Here is a 17,263-nt window from a genome sequence, read left to right on the forward strand (position 1 = left end):
TCCACAAGCGAGGTCAACTCACCGTATTGGCAATGGAGTTGGGGGAAACCTCGCGGCAGAGGACGAGCCTTTCACGTCGTCGACACACCTGACAAGCGTGCTCTTCACCTCTCACGGGCCACTGCCGTCACACCGTGGTCGGCTGCTCCTCGGGCAGGCTGTCCATGAAGGAGCTGACCGAGAACACCGCGCGGCCGGGTCCGGGCGGGCCGTAACCGGGGGGCGAGGAGAGCCCGAAGTCCTCCATCGTCCGACGATAGGCCTGGAGCAGCCGGATGTGGTACTCCAAGGGCGCGCCCTGCGGGTTGGCCTTGCCGAGCGGGGTGGTGGGCTCCGGGCACCAGGTGGTGAAGCGGGGCGTGATGCCGTGCGACATGAAGAAGCGCAGGCCCTCGGTGGTGGACTCGATCGCCTCGTCGACGGTGGTGAAGCCGAAGGGCTCCGCCATCTCCACGCCCGCCACGAAGTTGGGGATCACATTGCGGGCGCCGAAGACCTCCGCGGAGTCGAGGATCCGCTTGTGCCACTCGTCGCGGCCGACGTAGCGCTCCTTGCCGGGGCAGTACAGCTCGAACAGGCGGCGGTCCCACACCTCGTAGTTGGGGTGGTAGATCTGCACGCCGTAGTCCTTGAAGCGCTGCACGTCGTCACGGGGCAGCGCCTGGGCGACGACCTTGCCGATCCACCGGCCCGGGAAGCGCTCCTCGATGGCCTTGGCGTAGTGGCCGTAGAAGTCGGCCTCGTCGCGCCCGGCGACGGTCCTGGTGATCGCGCCACCGGTGAGGGTGTAGGCGGTGGACACCTTGGCGGTGTCGTACCGGTCGATGATCTCCAGGGCTTCGAGGACCTCCTCGACGTCCTTGACCCCGGTGTACGGCCGCCCCGCCGCCTTGTGCTGGCGCCAGTTGTGGTTGATGTCGCAGTACTGGCACTCCTCCTTGGCGCCGAAGTACTGGCAGACGCGGAAGACGGTGAGGTAGATCAGGTAGCCCCACTGGATGGTCGGGGCGACCTCCATGACCGACTTCCCGTTCGCGAGGGTGTGCCGGTAGTACTCGGGCATCGGCGGGACCCCGACGTCCGAGATCCGCCTGCCGTCCAGGTAGAGGCCGAGCACGCCGTCCTCGTCGGCGGCCACCCGGTAGGGCGAGGCCGGGTTCACCCGCACGGAGACCACGGTCCGGCGCAGGTCGTAGGGACCGCCGGTGAGGATGATCTCCTCCGGCGGCCGTCGCAGCGCGGCCTCGCCGAGCTCCGGCAGGGTGCCGTGGTCGAAGGAGAAGATGAAGTACGACTTCGGCTTGACCTCGCCGGACTCGTTGTCGCTCAGCGCGGACGGGTCGAAGGCGACACCGCCGCGGAGCAGGTCCTCCTTGAAGACGGCCTCCCGCGGTACGTGCGGAAAGCGCTCCATCAGATCCTCGACCAGCGCGGTACGGCTGCCCATCCCGTGTCTCCTCCCGGCTCAGGCGTTCGACTCCTCACGGTATGCCCCTGCCTGCGCGTGATCCGTGCCGGGTCCCCTCGTGCCGCGGATCCGTCCGGTATGCACCACTGTGCCCCAGGGCCCGGACGGGCGGATGAGAGGCTCGGCGCACACGCACTCTCCGGAGGGATGACGGATGACGGAGACGGTCACCAACTGGGCCGGCAATATCACCTACGCCGCCAAGGAACTGCACCGCCCGCACTCGCTCGACGCGCTCAGGGCCCTGGTGGCCGGGAGCGCCCGGGTGCGGGTGCTGGGCAGCGGGCACTCCTTCAACGAGATCGCCGAGCCGGGGGCCGAGGGCGTGCTGCTGTCGCTCGCCGGGCTGCCCGCCCCGATCGACGTGGACACCGCCGCCCGGACCGTGCGGGTCGGCGGCGGGGTGCGGTACGCGGAGCTGGCCCGGGTGGTGCACGGACACGGACTGGCGCTGCCGAACATGGCGTCGCTGCCGCACATCTCGGTGGCCGGGTCCGTCGCCACCGGCACCCACGGCTCGGGGGTGGCCAACGGCTCGCTGGCCGCGCCCGTGCGCGAGGTGGAGCTGGTGACGGCGGACGGGTCGACGGTCCGGATCGGGCGGGAGGACGCCCGGTTCGGCGGGGCGGTCACCTCGCTCGGCGCGCTCGGCGTGGTCACCGCGCTCACCCTGGACCTGGAGCCGGCCTTCGAGGTGGAGCAGCATGTCTTCACCGAACTCCCGCTGGAGCGGCTGGAGTTCGAGACGGTGGCCCGGGCGGCGTACAGCGTCAGCCTGTTCACCGACTGGCGGGCGCCGGGCTTCCGCCAGGTGTGGCTGAAGCGGCGCACCGGCCAGCCGCTGCCCGCCTTCCCCTGGGCGACGCCCGCGACGGAGAAGATGCACCCGGTGCCGGGCATGCCCGCGGTCAACTGCACCGAGCAGTTCGGGGTCCCGGGGCCCTGGCACGAGCGACTGCCGCACTTCCGGGCGGAGTTCACCCCGAGCAGCGGCGCCGAGCTCCAGTCCGAGTACCTGCTGCCCCGGCCGTACGCCATGGACGCGCTGCGGGCGCTGGACGCGATCCGTACGACCGTGGCGCCGGTGCTGCAGATCTGCGAGGTGCGGACGGTGGCCGCCGACGAGCAGTGGCTGAGTCCGTCGTACGGCCGGGAGACGGTGGCCCTGCACTTCACCTGGATCGCGGACCCGGCGGCGGTGCTGCCGGTGGTGCGGCGGCTGGAGGAGGCGCTGGACGGGCTCGACGCGCGGCCTCATTGGGGGAAGGTGTTCACCACGCCGGCCGGGACCCTGCGCGAGCGGTACCCGCGGCTCGGTGACTTCCGGGAGCTGGCCCGGTCGCTGGACCCGGGCGGCACCTTCACCAACGCCTTCCTGAGCGACTTCCTCCAGCCCCTTTCCTAACCCCTTGTCGAACCTCCCCCGGGGCCCATAGCCTGGCGCCGCGCCGGTGCCGACCGGCCAGAGCGAAGGGACAGGGGCCGGCCCGGTGAAGCGCACCTCACGAGACATCCGCACCGCGAACCGCTACGAGGTGCTGCGTCAGATCATCGCCGCGTCGCCCACCTCCCGGCAGGAGCTGGCGGCCGCCACCGGGCTGAGCCTCGCCACGGTCGCCACGCTCGTCGGGGAACTGCTCGACCTGCGGATGATCACCGAGGTCGGCTTCGAGGACTCGGCGGGCGGCCGGCCCCGGGGACTGGTCGCGGTCAACGCGTCGGGCGGCGCGCTGATCGGCGTCGACATCGCGGAGACGTACGTCCATGTCGAGCTGTTCGACCTCGCGCTGAACGTCCTGGCCCGCGCCGAGGAGGACGTCCGCCCCGGCGAGAGCCTGCCCGAGCAGGTGGTCGGGCATGTCGCCGCCGCCGTCGGCTCGGTGGTCGCGCAGGCCGGGGTCGAGGGGGCGCGGGTGCTCGGCGTGGGGGTCAGCGTGCCGGGCCAGGTGGACCGGGCCACCGGCGTCTCGGAGTACGCGCCGAACTGGGACTGGCACGAGGTGCCGCTGCTGGACCTGCTCACCGAGCACATCGCCTACCCGCTGCACCTGGACAATCCGCTGCGCGCCTCCGCGGTGGCCGAGCTGTGGTTCGGGGCCGCGCGCGGGCGCGGGGACGCCGTGGTGGTCAACCTCGGGACCGGCGTGGGCGCCGGGCTCGTCCTCGGCGGTGCGCTGCACCGGGGGGTCAGCAACAGCGCCGGCGAGTGGGGCCACACCACCATCGTCCTGGACGGACGGCTGTGCCGCTGCGGCAAGCACGGCTGCGTGGAGGCGTACGTCGGCGCCTCCGGAATCATGCTGACCCTGCGGGAGCTGAGCCCCGGGAGCACCCTGCTGCACCCGGAGGACCAGACGGCCACCGTCGCCGCGCTGGCCCAAGGCGTGCGGGCCCAGGACCCGGTGGCGCTCAAGGTGCTCCGCGACACCGTGCGCTACCTGGGCACCGGCATCGCCGACCTGGTCAACCTGTTCAACCCCGAAGTGGTCGTGCTCAGCAGCTGGGTGGCGACCGCCCTCGGCGAGCCGCTGGTCACCGAGGTGCGCGAGGCCGTCGCCCGGCACGCGCTGCCGCGGCCGATGGCCGCCACCGAGATCGTCCTGTCCCCCATCCCCACCGACCCGGTGTGCCTGGGCGCGGCCACGTTCGCGCTGGAAGGGGCGCTCCAGTCCGCCGGACGCCGGCAGCCCAAGAGGTCCCGCACGGCACCACACTCCTGACGACGGGCGGGATCCGTACGGCATTCCGAACGCCGCACAACTCTTCGCACCGACTTCGTCCAACCCCTTGCCGAAGGATTGTCCGAAGGTTAACGTCCCGCTCCGCAAGCGCAGCCGTCTAGAGACAAGGACGTCAGATGTCGGCAACGAGGAACAGCAACTGGGACCGCCGCACCGTTCTGCGCGCCGCCATGGGCCTGGCCGCCGGCGGCGGCCTCGCGGCGTGCGGCGGCAACAACGGCCGTGGCGGCGGCTCCGGTTCGGGCGCGCACCTGGTGCAGTACTTCCACGCGTACGGCGAGGCCGGCACCGAACAGGCCATCAAGCGCTACGCCAAGGCGTACCGGGAAGCCGACGTCACCACGCAGTGGATCACCGGCGACAACTTCGAGAGCAAGCTGTTCTCCGCGCTGCTCACCGACAAGGCCCCGGACCTGTTCGAGTTCCACCCGCAGATCCAGCTCGTCAGGAGCGGCCAGGTGGCCGACCTGACCGACATCGTCGGCCCAGTCAAGGACGACTTCAACCAGGCCGACATCGCCTCGCACACGGTCGACGGGAAGATATACGGCGTCCGGATGATCGACGACCCGCAGTTCTTCTACTACCGCAAGTCGCTGCTGGAGAAGGCGGGCGTCGGGGTGCCGCGGACGCTGGAGGAGCTGATCGAGGCCGCCGCGAAGCTGACCACGGACAAGGTCAAGGGTCTCTTCCTCGGCAATGAACTCGACGCGATCATGCGGCCGTTGATCTGGGCGGCCGGCGCCGACACCCTCGACGAGAACAACGAGATCGCCTATCACACCGACGCGGTCAAGGACGGCCTGGTCCAGCTGCGGGGGCTGTTCAAGAGCGGCGATCTCCTGCTCGGCGCCCCGACCGACTTCTGGGACCCCTCCCCGCTCAACCAGGGCCTGACCGCCATCCAGTGGTGCGGGATGTGGGCCATGCCGCAGATGCAGCAGGCACTCGGCGACGACCTCGGCATCTTCCCCTTCCCGAAGGTCGGCGACGCGGGCAAGCCGGCGGTCTACAACGGCGGCTGGTCGATGTTCGTCAACGCCAAGGGCAGGAACGTCGAGGCGGCCAAGGAGTACGTGAAGTGGCTGTGGATCGACCAGAAGGAGTACCAGGAGGACTGGTCGCTCTCCTACGGCTTCCACATCCCGCCGCGCACCTCGCTCGCCGAGTCCGCCGACAAGCTCAAGTCGGGCCTGCCCGCCGAGGGCGTCGAGCTCTTCAACGAGTACGGCCACTTCGACAACATCGGCTTCACCCAGGCCATGCTCGACGCCGTCGAGGACGTCCTCGCCGACTGCGTACGGCAGGACGGGGACCCCGAGGGCGCGCTGGACAAGGCGGACGGCAAGGTCGACCGCGAGCTGAAGAAGCTCTTCGGATAGCCGCCGGTCAGGTATCCGCGACATGGCGACCATCACCCAGAGCGACCCCGCGCGCCCCGCCCCGGCGAAGGTCCCCGGGGCCCGGCCCCGGCGACGGCTGCGGGGCAACCCCACCGCCGCCTTCTGGCTCTTCACCGGCCCGTTCCTGATCGGCCTCGGGCTCTTCGTCTACGTCCCGATCGGCTGGAGCCTGTGGCTCTCCTTCTTCGACGCCCGCTTCACCGTCACCCCGAGCGAGTTCATAGGCTTCGACAACTACCGCTACATGCTGTCGAACGACGACTTCACCGGCTCGCTCGTCACCTTCACCGTGTTCGCCGCGTTCATCGTGCCCACCACCTGGGCGTTCTCGCTCGGTCTGGCGCTGATGGTGAACCGGCTGCGGTTCATGCGGGCGTTCTTCCGGTCGGTGTTCTTCCTGCCGACGGCGGTCAGCTATGTCGCCGCCTCGCTGATCTGGAAGATGTCGATCTTCAGCGGGGTCCGGTTCGGCCTCATGAACACCGTGCTCGGCTGGTTCGGCATCGACGACATCGCCTGGCTGGCCAGCCCCGACCCGCCCTGGTACTGGCTGGTCATCCTCACCGTACGACTGTGGCTGCAGGCCGGGTTCTTCATGATCCTGTTCCTGGCGGCCCTGCAGAACATCCCGCAGGAGCTGTACGAGGCCGCCGCCATCGACGGCGCCAAGCGGGGCCCGCAGACCTTCCGGTACATCACGCTGCCCCAGCTCAGGGCCACCTCGACGGCGGTGATCCTGCTGCTCCTGGTGCAGGCGTACCAGGCGTTCGACGAGTTCTTCAACCTGCTCACCAACTCCACCTGGGGCCGCCCGCCCCTGGTCGAGCTGTACTACATCGCCCTGGGCGAGAACCAGGACTACGGCGCCGGCAGCGCGGGCGCGATGATCCTGACCCTGCTGATCTGCGTCGTCACCCTGCTCCAGGGCAGGTTCCTGGGCTTCGGCAGAAGGGAGGGGTCCACGTGAGCAAGGCAAGGCGCGGCGGGGTCCTCGGCTCGGCGGGCCTCTACGCCGCCACCGGCGTCGCCGCCTTCCTCTTCCTCGTCCCCTTCTATCTGATCGTCCGCAACGCCCTGATGACCGACCCGGAGATCACCGGCGAGGACTGGAAGTTCTTCCCCACCGACATCCAGTGGGGCAACATCACCGAGCCCTTCGACGACCCGACCGTCGACTTCGCCCGCGCCCTCGGGAACTCGGCGATCGTCGGCGTCCTGCACACGGTCGGCACCCTGCTGGTGTGCTCGCTCGCCGGCTACGGCCTGGCCCGCATCCCCTACCGGCACGCCGACAAGGTCTTCTACGCCGTGCTGGTGACCCTGATGGTGCCGACCGCGGTGACCTTCGTGCCCAGCTTCGTGCTGGTCTCCTCGCTGGGCTGGGTGGACACCTACCGGGGCCTGATCGTCCCCGGTCTGTTCAGTGGTTTCACCTGCTTCCTGTTCCGGCAGTACTTCCTGGGATTCCCGAGGGAACTGGAGGAGGCGGCGCGCGTGGACGGGCTCGGCTACTGGGGCGCGTACTGGCGTGTCGTGGTGCCGAACTCGCTGAACTTCTTCGCCGCCATGGCCACCATCACCTTCATCAGCGGCTGGAACTCCTTCCTGTGGCCGCTGGTCATCGGCCAGGACCCCAGCGCCTGGACGGTGCAGGTGGCGCTCTCCTCGTACATGACCAACCAGACCGTCAACTTCCATCTGATCTTCATGGCCACCGCCATGTCCATCCTGCCCCTGGTGTTCGTGTTCCTCTTCCTCCAGCGCTGGCTGGTGCAGGGGATCGCGCAGACCGGCATCAAGGGCTGACCGAGGAGACCGATGACCTTCCGCACCACCGACGTCAGCTATGTCGAGGACGTCTCCCCCGGCCGCGGTGCCCTGCCGCCGCGTGCCTGGTACGCCGCTTCGGACGCGCGATCACTGTCGCTGAACGGCAGTTGGCGCTTCAGGCTGTCGGCCACCGCGGACGCCGAGGACGACTCGTTCGCCGCGCGGGGCTACGACGCCGGGGACTGGGCCGAGGTGTCGGTCCCCGGCCACTGGGTCCTCCAGGGGCACGGCGCGCCGCGTTACACCAACCACCTCTACCCCTTCCCGGTGGACCCGCCGCACGTCCCGACCGAGAACCCCACCGGCGATCACCTGCGCGTCTTCGACCTGCCCGGCGACTGGCCCACGACCGGTGACGCCACCCTCCGCTTCGACGGCGTCGAGTCCTGCGCCCGGGTCTGGCTGAACGGCACCGAGCTGGGCGAGTTCAAGGGCTCCCGGCTGCCGCACGAGTTCGCGGTCGGGCGGCTGCTGCGGCCGGGCGGCAATGTGCTGGCCGTCCGGGTCCACCAGTGGTCGGCGGGCTCGTACCTGGAGGACCAGGACCAGTGGTGGCTGCCGGGCATCTTCCGTGATGTCACCCTGCTGCACCGCCCGCCGGGCGCCGTGGGCGACTTCGCCGTGCACGCCTCCTACGACCACCTCACCGGCGAGGGCACGCTCCGGGTGGACTCCGAGGTCGCCGGGCGGGTGACGGTTCCCGAGCTGGGCGTCGACGTGGCGACCGGCGAGGCGGTGACGGCCGCGGTGGAGCCCTGGACCGCGGAGACACCACGGCTGTACGACGGGGTCCTGGCGACCGGGGGCGAGCGCGTCCCGCTGCGGATCGGCTTCCGCACGGTCGCCCTCCAGGACGGCCTGATCAAGGTCAACGGCCGGGCGGTCCTGTTCAAGGGCGTCAACCGGCACGAGTGGCATCCGGAGAAGGGCCGCGCCCTGGACCCGGGGACCATGCGCGAGGACGTGCTGCTGATGAAGCGGCACAACATCAACGCGGTCCGCACCTCCCACTACCCGCCGCACCCCGCCTTCCTCGACCTCTGCGACGAGCTGGGCCTGTGGGTCATCGACGAGTGCGATCTGGAGACCCACGGCTTCACCGAACAGGACTGGCGGGACAACCCTGTCGACGACGACCGCTGGACCCCGGCCCTGCTGGACCGCGCGGCCCGGATGGTCGAGCGGGACAAGAACCACCCGTCGGTCCTGATCTGGTCGCTGGGCAACGAGGCCGGCACCGGACGGGGCCTGACCGCGATGGCCGAGTGGATCCGCGCCCGCGACCCCGGGCGCCTGGTGCACTACGAGGGCGACCGGGACTGCCGGGACACCGATGTGTACTCGCGGATGTACGCCTTCCACGACGAGGTCGAGCGGATCGGGCAAGGGCTCGACGGCGGCACCCGCAAACGGCGCGGACTGCCCTTCATCCACTGCGAGTACGGCCACGCCATGGGCAACGGGCCGGGCGGACTCGCCGAGTACCAGGCGCTGTCCGAGCGGTACGAACGGCTCCAGGGCGGTTTCGTCTGGGAGTGGATCGACCACGGCATCAGGCATCCCGGGTTCGGTTACGCCTACGGCGGCGACTTCGGGGAGGAGCTGCACGACGGCAACTTCGTCTGCGACGGGCTGCTCTTCCCGGACCGGACGCCGTCGCCGGGGCTCGTGGAGTACAAGAAGGTCATCGAGCCGGTCCGGTTCGAGGGCGACGGCGCCGACGGCACCGTACGCGTCGAAAACCGGTACGACTTCGCCGGCCTGTCGGCGCTCGCGCTGGAGTGGTCGTACCAGGTGGACGGCGAGACGGTGGAGGCCGGTGCGCTGGCGATGCCGCAGCCGGCGCCGGGTGCGTCGGCGGACGTGAAGCTGCCCGAGCCGCCCGCCGGGACCCGGGACGGCGAGGCGCAGTGGACGCTGCGGGCGGTGCTGGCCGAGGACACCGCGTGGGCCCCGAAGGGGCACGAGGTGGCGTGGACCCAACTCCCGGTCACCGGACGGGTGCGGCCGACGGTGACCGCGAGCAGCCGTCCCGTCCTCGCCGAGGGGCTGCTCCGCCTCGGTCCGGCGGTCTTCGACGCCCGCACCGGCGCGCTGCTGAGGGTCGGCGCCGTGGAGGTGAGCGCGCCCCGCCTCGACGTGTGGCGGGCGACCACGGACAACGACGACGGCGCGGAGTGGCAGACGGGCCTGCGCCACGGACCGCTGTGGCGCACGCTCGGCCTGCACCGGATGCAGCACCGGCGGGACGCGGTGGAGTGGGATGCGGAGGCGCTGACGGTACGCACCCGGGTGGCCCCGGCCGCCCGGGAGATCGGCCTGCGCACGGTCTACCGCTGGAGCGCGGACGGGGACCGGCTGCGGCTGACGGTGTCGGTGACCCCGGAGGGCGACTGGACGGTGCCGCTGCCCCGGCTCGGGGTCCGCTTCGCTCTGGCCGAGGCGGACCCGGTGAGCTGGTTCGGGGGCGGGCCGGGCGAGGCGTACCCCGACTCCAGGTCGGCGTCGCGGCTCGGCCGTTGGCGGTCCACTGTGGACGCCCTGCAGACGCCGTACGTCCGCCCGCAGGAGAACGGCGCCCGCGCCGACGTCCGCTGGGTGGAACTGGGCGGTCTGCGCGTCGAGGGCGACCCCGAGTTCTGGTTCACCGCCCGCCGCTGGACGAGCGAACACCTGGACGCGGCCCGTCACCTCACCGACCTGACGCCGGGGAAGGGGGTGTGGGTCAACCTGGACCACGCCCTGCACGGCATCGGCTCCCAGTCCTGCGGGCCGGGCCCGCTCCCCCGGTACGTCCTGCGGGCCCGGCCGGCGCGGTTCGGCTTCGTGTTCTCGGAGGCCGGCTGAAACCCCGGGTCCCCTTCAGTGGTCCGCGCAGCACGGCGTCGGATCCGGTACCTCGAAGGGGACCAGGACCCCGCCCGCCGCGGGCATCGTGGCGAGGACCAGGGTGCCCGCCTGCCACTGCGGGCGGACGTGGTCCCGGGTGACGAGGCGGGTCTCCGGCGGCGGGGGCTCCGCGCTGCCGAGGACCGTCACCGTGTCGATCGCGGAGCGGCCGAGCAGCTCCGCGACCGTCAGCGTGCCGGTGAGCGCGGTGGAGCCGGGGTACGCCACGGCCCGGCCGACCGGGTCCGGCAGTCCGGGCGTCACCGCGTACCCCTGGCCGGTGAGCGCCTCCAGGGCGGTGCGCAGGAGGGGCTCGGCCGGCAGGGCGAAGGACAGGGCGACGCGGGGCCGGTCGTCGCGCACCAGGTGCGTGCAGCCGAACGTGCCCTCGGGGAGGGCGAGTTCGGCCACCAGCTTCAGGAGCAGATGATCGGCCGCGCGCAGGTCCCGCAGCTCCGGGTCGACGGTGACGGCGTACCCCGGGGTCACGACGGCAGGACCCACACCGGGTTGGAGTAGAACCACAGGTCCACCCACGGGTCGGCGTCACCGACGACGTCGATGGCCGGGCCCGCCGGGTCGACCGCCGCGCCCATCGCGCCGACGGCGGACCGGTTGCCGTCGCTGCCGCGCAGCCGGACGTACAGCGGCCGGTCCACCCGGCCGAGCTGGTACGTCAGCCGCACCGTGCCGGACGCCTTGTCCACCTCGTACGACTTGACGACCTTGGCCGTCGGCGCCGTGAGGGTGTCCTTGTCCGCCGCCTCGCCCGTCATGTCGCCCTGGATGACGTCGACGCGCGCCAGCTTCGGCGTGAAGCCCGCCCAGTTGGGGCCGCCGGCCAGGGCGATGTCCACGCTCAGGGTGACCTGGGTGCCCTTCTTCACGTGCAGCGCGCCGCCCAGCGTGGCCCAGCGGCTGCCGCCGGAGACCCGCACGTCGAGGCCGCTGATGAGTTGGCCGTGGTCGACCCAGATCCGTCCGGCGCGGATGCCGTCCATGACGGCGGCGTAGGAGAAGCCGTCGGCGCCGACGTGGGTGCGGCTGTACTGGCCGGGCCAGTAGTCGCCCTGGGTGACGTCGATCTTGCCGGCGTAGACGGGGTCGTCGTAGCGGCCGTTGGCGGTGAAGTCGCCGCCGCCGCGCGCGGCGGTGTCGGCGTAGACCTGGTGGGAGTCGGAGTTGGCGGTGATCCACCACGGCTTGCCCTCGGCGAGGAGGCTGTCCCACAGGCCGCCGACGGTCGCGGTCATCCAGTCGAAGCCGCCCCAGGTGCGGTAGCTCTCCGGCGGGTAGCCGGCGAAGGAGTTGGCGCCGGGGTTGTTGTCGTAGATGCCGCGGGCGCGGGCCATGCCGAGCGGCGCGGGCAGTCCGGCGGCCTGGTGGCCGGGGGCGCCCTCGAAGCCGACGGCGATCTGCCGGTCCGCGCCGGTCGCGTCCCGCCAGCCGCGGATCTCGTGCGGGGAGTCGACACCGCGCCGCGCCGGGTGGTTGGCGAGCATCAGCGCGTCCTTGACCTTGCGCCGCTGCACCTGCTCCGCGAGGAAGTTCAGGCCCGCGATGGCGAGGGCCTCGTTGGCGGGCGTGGAGTCGGAGGCGCCCTTGACGCTGCCGTCGTAGTCGGTCTCGAACTGCTTGAGGACGGAGACCTCGTTCTTGCCCGGGTGGACGAAGACCGTGCCGTGCTCGGCGGCCGGGATGTTCCACTCCAGGCCCTGGAAGACGAGGGTGTCCTCGTAGGCGGACCGGGCCTGCTGGATGTCCGGGTTGACCTTCTCGACGCCGATCCTGGCGTGCGTGGCGCTGCCGTGGTCGGTGATGACGAGCCAGTCCATGCCGTGCTTGGCGCCCTGGCGGACCTGGTCGACGACGCGGTACTTGCCGTCGCTGCTGTACTGGGTGTGGATGTGGTGGTCACCGGCCAGCCACAGGAAGCCGTTGGTGCGGCGCCCCGCCGGGGCGGCGGCCGCGGCGGGGGTCGCCTGGGCGGCGAGGACGCTGCCGGCGGCCAGGCCCGCGCCGAGCAGGCCGGCGCGGCGCAGCAGCGAGCGGCGCGACTGCTGCTCGGGGGTGAGGGCCTCGTCGGGGACGTTGACGTCGAAGGCGGCGGGCAGCGCCGTGACCTCCGCGTGGTCGTGGTCGTGTCCGTGGTGATGGTGGTGGTGATGCCCGTGTCCCATGACGCCCTCCCGGTTGCCGCCGACTGTCCGCGGCTGCCTTCCGCGGCGCGACCACGCCGCCTGTGGAGGATCGAGCCGAAACATGAACGTTGAACAAGCAACGCGTTGCCGTCGCATGCCCCGCACACGGCGGATCGCCACGCCTTTCACAGTTTTCCCAACGGGCCTTGCACGTCAGGGCAGTTGACGCCGAACCTGAACTGCGTTCAGGTTCCCCCGCAGCCGCCCGCTCCCCCACCCGACGGAGACACCCCCACCATGAGACGAGTCCTCGGCACCCTCGCGGCCGCCGCGCTGGCCCTCACCGGCCTCACCGCCACCGGCGCGGGCCCCGCGACGGCCGCCGCCTCCGGCTCCTTCGACGTGCTGACCTACAACATCGCCGGCCTCCCCCTCGGCCTCGGCGACAGCGACCCGGCGACGAACACCCCGCTCATCGGCCGGCGCCTCGGCCCGTACGACATCGTCCATGTCCAGGAGGACTTCAACTACCACGCCTCCCTGTACGCCCACGACACCCACCCCCACCGCACCGCGACCAGCGGCGGGGCGGGGCTCGGCGACGGCCTGAACACCCTGTCCCACTTCGCCTTCGAGGACTTCGAGCGGGTCGACTGGAACGACTGCACGGGCACGGACTGCCTGACCCCGAAGGGGTTCACGCTGGCCCGGGTCCGGCTCGCGGAGGGCGCCTTCGTGGACCTCTACAACGTCCACACCAACGCCGATGTCACCGACGCCGCCCTCGCCGCCCGCCGCGCCAACATCGAGCAGCTGTCGGACTTCATCCAGGCCCACTCCGCGGGCAACGCCGTGATCGTCATGGGCGACACCAACACGCGCTACACGCGCGCGGGCGACAACATCCGCACGCTGCTGTCGGAGAACGGCCTGAAGGACCCGTGGGTCGACCTGGTCCGGGGCGGCACCGCGCCCGCGCCGGGCGGCGACGCCCTGGTCTGCGACGCGGCGGCGCCGACGGACGACTGCGAGGTGGTCGACAAGGTCCTCTACCGGGGCAGCGCCCTCGTGTCCCTGAACGCCACCCGCTATCACAACGAGTGGGCGTCCTTCCTCCGCGACGACGGCGCACACCTCTCCGACCACTTCCCGCACAGCGTCGGCTTCTCCTACTCCCTCAGCCCGTCCCTGAGGGCGAGCGACTTCTTCGGCGGCCCGCACGGCACGGCGTTCACCGACGCCGACGATCTGCCGGGCACCGTCTCCCCCCGTACCCTCACCCTGCGCGGCGGCTCCCGGCTGGACGCCGTGGCGCTCACCCACGACGGCGGTACGGCCCTGGCCCACGGCGGCACGGGCGGCACCGCGGCCTCCCTGACCCTGGGCTCCGGCGAGCACCTCATCTCGGTGAGGCTGACACGGGGTCAGAAGGACGGGCGGAGCAGGATCTTCTCGGCGGCCTTCACCACGGACCGGGGCCGGACCCTGTCGGCCGGTACGGCGACGTCCGACGCGACGACCTTCACCGCACCTCCGGGGTGGCAGATCGTGGGCTTCACGGGACGGTCGGGCCAGGAGATCGACAAGCTGGGCGTGCTCTACGCGCCGATCGGCTGAGCGGGCGGGCCGAGGCCGGCCGCTGCCTGGGACGACTAGGCTGCTCCCCAGGCGCACTGGGTCCGGAGGGCGGTGTCATGGCGCGTGCGGGACTGACCGCCGAGCGGCTCACGGCGGCGGCGGCCGAGCTGGCCGACGAGGTCGGTTTGGAGAAGGTGTCCCTCTCCGCGCTGGCCCGCCACTTCGGCGTGCGGGACGCCAGCCTGTATTCGCACGTCAAGAGCCTGAAGGACCTCAGGGCGCGGATCGCGCTGCTGGCGGGCGGCGAGATGATCGACCGGATCGCCCTGGCGGTCGCCGGCCGGGCGGGCAAGGACGCCCTCGCCGCCTTCGCGGACGCCTACCGGGCGTACGCCCTGGAACACCCCGGCCGCTACGCGGCGACCCAGCTCCCGGTGGACCGGGCCCTGCTGACGGACTCCCCCGCCCTGCGCCGCACCGCCGACATCACCTACGGCATGCTGCGCGGGTACGGCCTGGAGGAACCCGACCTGACGGACGCGGTGCGCCTGCTGCGCAGCACCTTCCACGGCTACTGCGCCCTGGAGTCGGCGGGCGCCTTCGGCGCGCCCAGGGACGTCCGCCGCTCGTGGGAGCGGGCGGTGGAGGCGCTTCACGTGGCGCTGGAGCACTGGCCGCGCGAACCGGAGTCCGGCGCCTGAGCTGCCCGTTGCACCTCGTCGTACGTCGGCGTGGTCCCGCCGGGGGTCCGCCCGGCCCGGATGTCGGCGACCGTCTCCAGGGCCGCGCCCAGCGCCCGCCGGTACAGCAGCGACCCGAGACTGACACGGCGCACGCCGAGGTCGGCGAGGTGCGGGACGGCCGGTCCGGCGGGCGACCAGAGGATGTTGAGCGGGGTGTCGAGGTGCCGGACCAGGGCGCCGATCCGCGCGGGGTCGGTCAGGCCCGGGACGAACACCCCGTCGGCGCCCGCCTGCTGGTAGATGTCGAGCCGGCGCAGCGTCTCCCGCTCGTCCCCCTCCCCCAGCCAGTACGTGTCGGTGCGCGCGTTGACGAAGAGGTGCGGCACGGCCCGCTTGACGGCGGCGATCTTCGCGGCGTGCAGGTCCACGGACCCCAGTCCGTCCTCCAGGTTGACGCCGACGGCGCCGACGGCGGCCAGGTGCCGGGCGAACTCCCCCACCGCGTCCGGGTCCTGGCTGAACCCGCCCTCGGCGTCGACGGAGAGCAGGAACGGCCCGCTGCCGAGCGTGAGGGCGAGCCGTAGCGTGTCGTCCCGGGTCACCGAGGCGCCGTCCGGCAGTCCCGCCGCCGCGGCGACGGCGAGGCTGCTGGTGCCGACGGCCCGGAAGCCCTCGCCGGCCAGGGCCCGGGCGGAGGCGTGGTCCCAGGCGTTGGGCAGGAGGAGGGGTTCGCCGGTGTGGTGGAGGCGGGCAAAGGCGGTCATGCGGCCATGGTGGGCCCCGGTCCGTTCGGTCCCCGCCGAACGATGGACACGTCCACCGACCCGTCCTCCACCCGCACCCGGGCCTCCGCACCCTCCGCCCACGCCACGACGACCTCCCCGGGGCCCTCCCCGGCGCGCTCCGCTCTCAGCGCGGCCGTCCCAGCCAGCTCGGCCGGATCCGGTTCCCCGGTGAGACGGGCGAGGGCGGCGAAGAGCGTGGGCCTGTCCCCCGTGGCCCCCTTGAGGTCCTCGTCCAGGGCGAGGGCCGGTGCCAGTTCCGCCCGGACGCCGTCTGCCTGGGGCCAGCCCGTCACCCGTACCGGCGTCCCCGGCTCCGCCCCCGCGACCAGGTGGATCCGCACCTCCACGGCGCCGTGCACGAGCACCACGCTCGTCACCCGGACGCCCGGGGAGACGGTGTGGCGGGAGGCCGCCCAGCCGTCGCCCACTCCCAGCGGCTCGATGTCCGTGCGGCTCGGGTCGTCGCCCACGAACACGGTGTTGTCGTACGACGGTGCCGGCCGCGTCGACGTCGAGTAGGCGAGCCGCGTGTAGTACGGGTCGTAACGGACCTCCTCGCTGCCGTGGTTGTGCAGGCGGACCAGGCCGTCCGAGACGGTGGAGTGGAGCAGCCAGTTGGGCGGGGTCACCGGGTACGCCGCGTCGGAGCGTTCCGCGGGGCCCGGTTCCTCCGGCGCCGTCCACACCTCGTGCTCCGGTGGCAGCAGCAGTCCCAGGAAGCCCTTGCTCGCCCAGTACGGGGAGGCCGGGCCCGAGTAGTCCTGGAGGAGGGCGGGTTCGGGGCCGTGCCAGCCCAGGGTCAGCAGGCCCCGTTCGTCGACCGCGCCCCGTTCCAGGAAGTAGCGCAGGGCGCCCGAGGCGAGGCGCCGGGTCTCGCCCGGCGGCAGGGGGGTGTGGCCCGTCAGGGCGCCCAGCCACAGGGGGGCCGTCGTCGCGAAGCGGTACGTCAGGGAGCGGCCCTGGTGCAGGGGGGCGCCGTCGGCGGCGAACAGGTGGGCGTAGTCCTGGAGATGGCGGGAGAGTCTGCCGCCGTACCGGGCCAGCAGCTCCGGGTCGTCCGCCAGCCAGGCGTGCAGCACCGGGTAGAGGTGCATCGCCCAGCCGTTGTAGTAGTCGAACTTGCGGCCGTCGCCGTCGGTGTACCAGCCGTCGCCCACGTACCACTGCTCGACGCGTTCCAGGCCCCGGTCGACCGCCTTGCGGGACGCCTCCGGCTCATGGCCGATCGAGCCCAGGAAGCCGCCGACGGTGACCGGGAACAACTCCCAGTTGCACGGCCAGGGTTCGGCGGTGAGGGCGTCGCCCAGCCAGACCGCCGCCCGCTGTCGCACGGTGTCGTCCAGGCGGTCCCACAGCAGCGGGCGGGTCAGCCGCAGGGCCAGCGCGATGGAGGCCGCCTCCACCAGGGGCTGGCTGCGGTGCCCGACGCGGGGCCACACCCCGGCGACGCCCGCGGCCAGTCCTTCGGCGTACCGTCCGAGTGCGGTCTCGTCCCGGCGGAAGGCCGCCAGCAGCAGCGTACGGGCGTAGCCCTCCAGGCCGTCGGAGAGGCGGCCGGAGGCGCTCACCCGGTCGCCGGGGAAGTGGTAGAGGGCGCGGTCGGCGGTGGCGTACGGCTCCACCGCGGTGAGCAGGGCGTCGGCGGCCGCCTCCCAGTGGGCGCGGGTCCAGCCGGTGCGGGGGCTGAGGGTGCGGTCGTCGGGAGGCAGCTGCATCGGTTCTCCAGATGGCTCGGGACACAGACC

The 17,263-nt window shown here is 72.1% G+C and carries 13 protein-coding genes; 8 read left to right on the plus strand and 5 right to left on the minus strand.

Annotated features, from left to right (window positions below; translation table 11 throughout):
• Positions 1 to 127: 127 nt before the first annotated feature.
• Positions 128 to 1,447, minus strand: coding sequence for a radical SAM protein (locus tag ACWD1Z_RS07110; RefSeq protein ID WP_451116250.1), 1,320 nt, complete (start codon positions 1,445 to 1,447; stop codon positions 128 to 130).
• Positions 1,448 to 1,622: 175 nt separating this feature from the next.
• Here ACWD1Z_RS07110 and ACWD1Z_RS07115 point away from each other — a divergent pair, with 175 nt between their 5' ends.
• The 6 genes from ACWD1Z_RS07115 (at position 1,623) to ACWD1Z_RS07140 (ending at position 10,289) form a co-directional block, all read left to right on the plus strand.
• Complete coding sequence (locus ACWD1Z_RS07115; RefSeq protein ID WP_451116252.1) at positions 1,623 to 2,873, plus strand: FAD-binding protein; 1,251 nt, start codon at positions 1,623 to 1,625, stop codon at positions 2,871 to 2,873.
• An 85-nt stretch (positions 2,874 to 2,958) separates the two neighbouring features.
• Positions 2,959 to 4,188 (plus strand): ROK family transcriptional regulator, encoded by a 1,230-nt coding sequence (locus tag ACWD1Z_RS07120; protein WP_451116254.1) that lies wholly within the window; start codon positions 2,959 to 2,961, stop codon positions 4,186 to 4,188.
• Positions 4,189 to 4,325: 137 nt separating this feature from the next.
• Entirely contained in the window at positions 4,326 to 5,591 is a 1,266-nt protein-coding gene (locus ACWD1Z_RS07125; protein WP_451116255.1) for an ABC transporter substrate-binding protein, read from the plus strand.
• Positions 5,592 to 5,613: 22 nt separating this feature from the next.
• The gene (locus tag ACWD1Z_RS07130; RefSeq protein ID WP_451116256.1) at positions 5,614 to 6,579 is read left to right on the plus strand and encodes a carbohydrate ABC transporter permease; all 966 of its coding nucleotides are present in this window, start codon (positions 5,614 to 5,616) and stop codon (positions 6,577 to 6,579) included.
• A complete protein-coding gene (locus tag ACWD1Z_RS07135) occupies positions 6,576 to 7,418 on the plus strand; it encodes a carbohydrate ABC transporter permease (RefSeq protein WP_451116257.1) in 843 nt (280 codons plus the stop codon). Before ACWD1Z_RS07130 ends, ACWD1Z_RS07135 begins: the two co-directional genes overlap by 4 nt.
• 12 nt (positions 7,419 to 7,430) lie before the next feature.
• A complete protein-coding gene (locus ACWD1Z_RS07140) occupies positions 7,431 to 10,289 on the plus strand; it encodes a glycoside hydrolase family 2 TIM barrel-domain containing protein (protein WP_451116259.1) in 2,859 nt (952 codons plus the stop codon).
• A 15-nt stretch (positions 10,290 to 10,304) separates the two neighbouring features.
• Here the strand turns inward: ACWD1Z_RS07140 and ACWD1Z_RS07145 are convergent, their stop codons facing one another.
• Together ACWD1Z_RS07145 and ACWD1Z_RS07150 are read right to left on the minus strand one after the other, a co-directional pair.
• Positions 10,305 to 10,820 carry a hypothetical protein gene (locus ACWD1Z_RS07145; protein WP_451116260.1) on the minus strand — a complete coding sequence of 172 codons (516 nt, stop codon included), beginning with the start codon at positions 10,818 to 10,820 and terminating at the stop codon, positions 10,305 to 10,307.
• Positions 10,817 to 12,511 carry a PHP domain-containing protein gene (locus ACWD1Z_RS07150; RefSeq protein WP_451116262.1) on the minus strand — a complete coding sequence of 565 codons (1,695 nt, stop codon included), beginning with the start codon at positions 12,509 to 12,511 and terminating at the stop codon, positions 10,817 to 10,819. Before ACWD1Z_RS07150 ends, ACWD1Z_RS07145 begins: the two co-directional genes overlap by 4 nt.
• Before the next feature lie 258 nt (positions 12,512 to 12,769).
• Between ACWD1Z_RS07150 and ACWD1Z_RS07155 the strand changes: the two genes are divergently transcribed.
• Both ACWD1Z_RS07155 and ACWD1Z_RS07160 read left to right on the plus strand, forming a co-directional pair.
• Positions 12,770 to 14,089, plus strand: a complete 1,320-nt coding sequence (locus ACWD1Z_RS07155; RefSeq protein ID WP_451116264.1) for a jacalin-like lectin — start codon at positions 12,770 to 12,772, stop codon at positions 14,087 to 14,089.
• A gap of 77 nt (positions 14,090 to 14,166) precedes the next feature.
• Positions 14,167 to 14,751, plus strand: a complete 585-nt coding sequence (locus tag ACWD1Z_RS07160; RefSeq protein ID WP_451116266.1) for a TetR/AcrR family transcriptional regulator — start codon at positions 14,167 to 14,169, stop codon at positions 14,749 to 14,751.
• Here ACWD1Z_RS07160 and ACWD1Z_RS07165 read toward each other — a convergent pair.
• Complete coding sequence (locus ACWD1Z_RS07165) at positions 14,703 to 15,497, minus strand: isocitrate lyase/PEP mutase family protein (RefSeq protein WP_451116267.1); 795 nt, start codon at positions 15,495 to 15,497, stop codon at positions 14,703 to 14,705. The genes ACWD1Z_RS07160 and ACWD1Z_RS07165 overlap by 49 nt on opposite strands.
• Positions 15,494 to 17,233, minus strand: coding sequence for a DUF2264 domain-containing protein (locus ACWD1Z_RS07170; RefSeq protein WP_451116269.1), 1,740 nt, complete (start codon positions 17,231 to 17,233; stop codon positions 15,494 to 15,496). Before ACWD1Z_RS07170 ends, ACWD1Z_RS07165 begins: the two co-directional genes overlap by 4 nt.
• Positions 17,234 to 17,263: the final 30 nt, after the last annotated feature.

It is taken from the genome of Streptomyces sp. NPDC002784 (genome assembly GCF_053592135.1).